Source organism: Thiohalocapsa sp., assembly GCF_019695415.1.
In the GTDB taxonomy this organism is placed as follows: domain Bacteria; phylum Pseudomonadota; class Gammaproteobacteria; order Chromatiales; family Chromatiaceae; genus Thiohalocapsa.
This window is the reverse complement of the sequence record NZ_JAIFKJ010000350.1, coordinates 1-4,047: the sequence shown is the minus strand read 5'-3', so window position 1 is coordinate 4,047 and position 4,047 is coordinate 1. Positions and strand designations below refer to the sequence as shown.

The window sequence follows — 4,047 nt, the reverse complement described above, 5'->3', positions numbered from 1 at the left end:
ATACGCGTGCAACAAGGCGCGTCACGGGCGCAGCCCCGCCGGCGCGCGAACTCCTCGGCGTAATAGGCCCAGAGCCCTTTGCGCTCACCCTGGTGCAACACCAGCCTGCTGTTGTCGCCGGCGCTGCCGGCGGGCGTTATCGGCGCAGCAGGCGGGAGCGACGCGGCCGCTTCGGCGGCCGTGGTCGGGCTGCGGGGCGCCTCGATGGTGGGTGCGACGACGCCGCTGGCCGCGGTGGGCGCGCCCGCCGTGGTGTTAGTCTGGACTGCGGTGACTGCCGCGGTCCTCTGCGGAGTCGGCCGTGCCGGGCGCGGCGCCGGCGTTGCCGCCGCCTGGATCGTCGTTGCCGGCGTCGTCGTCGCCGGGACCGTCGCTCGGCTCGGGGCTCGCCACGGCTCGCTGGCTTCGCTCGCGACGTCGGCGGCTGCCGTCGCGTCCGCGGCCTGCGCAGTGGCCGAGCCGCCAGTGGCGTCCACACCGTCGGCTGTGACCGTTGTTGCCACGTCGCCCAGATTTCCGCCGGCCGAGGTCTCCGTATCGGCCTCGCCCTCGAACTCCGCGAGCACAGGCACATCTGCGCGGACCTTGTCCCGCGCCGCGATCCACGCCGAGGACAGAGAGCTCAGCGAGATGAGGAGCTGGTTCTCGTACTCCGACGTGTACTCGATGCGCTTCTCGTCGGGCGTGCCCGGATTGGTGAGTACGAAGGCCTGCAAGGCGACGATGGCGCCGTCGCCGCGCTCGACGATACCCGTCTCTACCTGCATGCGCGGCGGCGCAAGGGCGCTGCCCAGCGCCTGGGCCTGGGGCAAATCGGGCGGCAGCGGACGCTCCAGCAGCAGGCGGTTGGCATCAGCAGTGGTGATCTCCCAGCCCTTGGTGCGGGCCGCCGCCATCGCGACGGCGCGGGCGTCCTGCATGCGCGCCCCGGGGAGCACCACCTGCGGCAGCTTGGAGATGTCGCCGATGTAGACCTTCTCTTCGCCGGGCACGGAGCCGCCGAGGCTCGCGCAGCCGCCAAGGGCAAAGGCAAACAGTAGAACAAGGGGCAGGCGAAAGGGCTGCACGCAAAGAGACTTCACAGACGGGCTCCGGCGAACGGGTCAGTTGGGTCACGCTGCGGCCCTGCGGCGCCGCACAGCGCTACCATGAAAAGCATGAGAGCTTAGCACAATGCCCGTCCGCACAGGGTGTTAGCCCGGCCGCGCACAGAGCCATTGTCGGGCTTTCCTCGGATACAGCCCAGTATCCAGCCCCAGCGAATCGGCATAGCGCCCGGGCAACGGGCGGCCCCGCGGCGCGGGGCAGGCGCGGCCTCAGGCGTCTTCGATGAGCTCCACGGCGTTGGCATCCGGGTCCCGGCAGAACAGCGCACGCCGCCCGGAGCGACTCAGGCTGTAGGGGATGCCAGCTGCGTCTAGGCGAGTGACGACGGCGTCGAGGTCGGTAATCCGCAGCGCCACATGCCGGTCGCGGCCGCCGTGCGCGGGGCGCCCCGTCGTGGGGTCGGGGCTCGGCAGCTCCAGCAGATGAATCTGCTGCGGGCCGATATCCAGCCAGGCGCCGGCAAAGGCCATGTCCGGGCGCTCGGGGGATACCGGCAGGCCCAGGATGTCCCGATAGAACCCGAGCGCCCGCTCGGTGTCCGCCACCAGCAGGCTCACGTGATGCATGCCGGATACGAGCGCCATGTGCTCGGCCTCCTTATGGTTTCGCGGCGATGGATGCATCGCCTATACTGTCGGTTTGCGTGTTCGGTCTTGTCCTGCCCGGGTCCTGGCGCAGGCTGTCGCCGCGCCGCCCGGGCCATGTTGGCCTCAACCGACCCGCTCCCAGGACCGCCCCGCGCCTGTTCGCGCCCCAGCCAGCGCAAGCATGAATCCGCGACTCGACCGCCTGCAACCCTACCCGTTCGAGAAGCTCGGCGCACTGCTGGCGGACGCAGCACCGCCTGCGGGGCTTGCACCCATTCGGCTCTCCATTGGCGAGCCCAAGCATCCCACGCCGGACTTCATTGCCGAGACACTAGCCGAGCATCTGGACGGCCTGGCCACGTATCCGGCCACCCGCGGCGCACCCCTGTTGCGCGAGGCAATCGCCGACTGGCTGTCCCGCCGCTTCGCGCTGCCCGCCGGCAGTCTGGATGCGGAACGCCACGTGCTGCCCGTGAACGGCACCCGCGAGGCGCTGTTCGCCTTCGCGCAGGCGGTGGTTGGCGCGGACCGTGGGGCTTTGGTGCTGCTGCCCAATCCGTTCTACCAGATTTACGAGGGCGCGGCGCTCCTGGCAGGTGCCGAGCCCCACTACTTGCCGTGCACCGCCGAGACCGGCCATCAGCCGGATTTCGACGCCGTGGACGCCGATACTTGGGCCCGCTGCGAGCTGCTTTACATCTGCTCACCAGGCAATCCGAGCGGTGCGGTGCTTGAGCAGACGGCGCTCATGCGGCTCGTCGACCTTGCTGAGCGCCACGACTTCGTCATCGCCGCGGACGAGTGCTACAGCGAGCTGTACCCGGACGAGTCCCGGCCGCCCGTGGGGCTGCTGCAGGCTGCGGCTGCCATGGGCAACCTTGACTTCCGCCGCTGTATCGTCTTCCACAGCCTGTCCAAGCGCTCCAACGCACCTGGACTGCGCTCAGGGTTCGTCGCCGGCGACGCGGAGGTTATCCGGCGTTTTCTCGCGTATCGCACCTACCACGGCTGCGCCATGGCGCTGCCGCAGCAGCATGCAAGTGCCGCCGCCTGGCGCGACGAGGCGCATGTGGTGGAGAATCGCCGGCTGTACCGCGAGAAGTTTGATGCGGTGCTGGCCATCCTGCCGCAGATGCTGGATGTCGAGCGACCGGCCGGCGGATTCTATCTCTGGCCGCGAACACCGCTGGACGACGCCGAATTTGCCCGCCGCCTCTATGCCGAGCAGAACGTCACCGTGCTGCCGGGCAGCTATCTCTCCCGGCCCACCGCGGCCGGCGACCCTGGGGCCGGGCGGGTGCGCATGGCGCTGGTCGCCCCCCTCGCCGAGTGTGTCGAGGCGGCCCAGCGTATCGCGAGCTTCTGCCGAGGGCTTTGAGCCGGCGACATGCCGCCAGAGCTGGCTTGGCGGATAGGCCCGCGCCACGAAAAGTCTTTTCCGCACTACACCGCATCACTGAGGAACCCCTTATGTCCGACACCCAAGCCGTCATCGAAAAGGCCTTCGAGCGCCGCGCCGAGATCACCCCCCGCAACGTCGAGACTCTGGTGCGCGACGCCGTGCTTGACACCATCGACCGACTCGACCGCGGTGAGCTCCGCGTCGCCGAGAAGACCGACGGCAGCTGGGTAGTGAACGACTGGGTGAAGAAGGCCGTGCTGCTCTCTTTCCGTATCGAGGACAATCAGTTCATCAAGGGCGGCTTCACCAACTACTACGACAAGGTACCGTCCAAGTACGCGGACACCAACTCTCGGGAATTTCGCGACGGCGGCGTGCGCGTGGTGCCGCCGGCGACAGCGCGACGCGGCAGCTACATCGCGCCCAGCTGCGTACTGATGCCGAGCTATGTCAACATCGGCGCCTATGTGGACTCCGGCACCATGGTGGACACCTGGGCCACTGTCGGCTCCTGTGCGCAGATCGGCAAAAACGTGCACTTGTCCGGCGGGGTGGGCATCGGCGGCGTATTGGAGCCGGTGCAGGCGGCGCCCACGATCATCGAGGACGACTGCTTCATCGGCGCCCGCTCCGAGATCGTCGAGGGCGTCATCGTCGGTCAGGGGGCGGTCATCTCCATGGGCGTCTACATCGGCCAGAGCACCAAGATCTACAACCGCGAGACCGGCGAGATCAGCTACGGCCGGGTGCCACCGGGCGCCGTCGTGGTGCCGGGCAACCTGCCCTCCAAAGACGGCAAATACAGCCTCTACTGCGCCGTCATCATCAAGCAGGTGGACGAGAAGACCCGCGGCAAGGTTGGCATCAACGAGCTGCTGCGGGATATTTGAGGCGGAAGGCCCAAGGGCCGAGGGCCGAGGCGCTGGGCCGCACGCAGGCAAGCCTCAGCCC

Annotated in this window: 3 protein-coding genes and 1 pseudogene; 2 read left to right on the top strand and 2 right to left on the bottom strand. The window is 68.7% G+C overall.

Annotated features, from left to right (window positions below; translation table 11 throughout):
• Positions 1-1,082 (bottom strand): annotated as a pseudogene (locus I6U14_RS10065) (hypothetical protein); the annotation flags it as partial.
• 234 nt (positions 1,083-1,316) lie between these two features.
• Positions 1,317-1,691: a VOC family protein gene (locus I6U14_RS10060; protein ID WP_296898977.1), complete on the bottom strand. Its 375-nt coding sequence runs from the start codon at positions 1,689-1,691 to the stop codon at positions 1,317-1,319.
• A gap of 184 nt (positions 1,692-1,875) precedes the next feature.
• On the opposite strand from I6U14_RS10060, the gene dapC reads away from it, so the two are divergent.
• Both dapC and dapD read left to right on the top strand, forming a co-directional pair.
• Positions 1,876-3,072, top strand: a complete 1,197-nt coding sequence (gene dapC, locus I6U14_RS10055; protein WP_296898976.1) for a succinyldiaminopimelate transaminase — start codon at positions 1,876-1,878, stop codon at positions 3,070-3,072.
• Between the two features lie 92 nt (positions 3,073-3,164).
• The gene (gene dapD / locus I6U14_RS10050) at positions 3,165-3,986 is read left to right on the top strand and encodes a 2,3,4,5-tetrahydropyridine-2,6-dicarboxylate N-succinyltransferase (protein ID WP_296898974.1); all 822 of its coding nucleotides are present in this window, start codon (positions 3,165-3,167) and stop codon (positions 3,984-3,986) included.
• Positions 3,987-4,047 lie beyond the last annotated feature (61 nt).

Coding starts and splice junctions, on each gene's coding strand:
- I6U14_RS10060 (WP_296898977.1), bottom strand. CDS start 1,691: ATGGCGCTCGTATCCGGCATGCATCACGTGAGCCTGCTGGTGGCGGAC.
- dapC (WP_296898976.1), top strand. CDS start 1,876: ATGAATCCGCGACTCGACCGCCTGCAACCCTACCCGTTCGAGAAGCTC.
- dapD (WP_296898974.1), top strand. CDS start 3,165: ATGTCCGACACCCAAGCCGTCATCGAAAAGGCCTTCGAGCGCCGCGCC.